The following is a 630-nucleotide window of genomic DNA, read 5'->3' on the forward strand; positions in this document are numbered from 1 at the left end:
TGTATTTAAGATGATGTTTCCATTTAGAGTGGAGCCATCATTTACAGTTATATAGCGACTAGCTTCAGCATTGATCAGGATATCTCCATTCATCACACTCTTATTGTAAAGACTTATAGAAGTAACAATATTTCCAGTGAGTGCCACGCCTTTAGTGAAGACGGTGTTATAGGCAGTAATGTCAGGATTCCCAACTACCAGTGCATCAATGATAGAATTTTTGGTATTAAGAGCTGTATTAAGATAAGTAGTACTAAAACTAAGAACAGGGGCTTTGATGTTATAGCCATTTATGGTTGCACTAGTGATAGCCCCCTCAAAGTTCTGCAAGGAAGAAACACCATGCTTAGGCCAATAAGGAGGAATGTTATAGACTTGTACGTAGTTTTTAACACCAGTTGTATCAGTTTTGACAGTGTATTGAGCACAATTCTCATCAGTACTAGCACAGCTACCTGAATCTTTATCGTAGGCCTGAACTCTAAGCGGGAACAACACTCCAGCTAGAGCTAGACTCAAAACAAGTGATTTGGTTTTGATAGAACACAAGGTTTTAAAGAATGAAGGTGCGGAGCTTGGAGGTGTAGATCTAGCAGATGCGGGGCTAGATAATGCATCAGAAGATTCAAA

At 39.2% G+C, this 630-nt stretch carries 1 protein-coding gene; it reads right to left on the bottom strand.

Going from position 1 to position 630, the window contains the following annotated elements; genetic code table 11:
- The coding region (locus BKH42_RS09660; RefSeq protein WP_219349865.1) for a hypothetical protein at nt 1-495 on the bottom strand (495 nt) is incomplete at its 3' end.
- Nucleotides 496-630 lie beyond the last annotated feature (135 nt).

The organism is Helicobacter sp. 13S00482-2 (genome assembly GCF_002272795.1).
Taxonomy (GTDB): Bacteria; Campylobacterota; Campylobacteria; order Campylobacterales; family Helicobacteraceae; genus Helicobacter_J.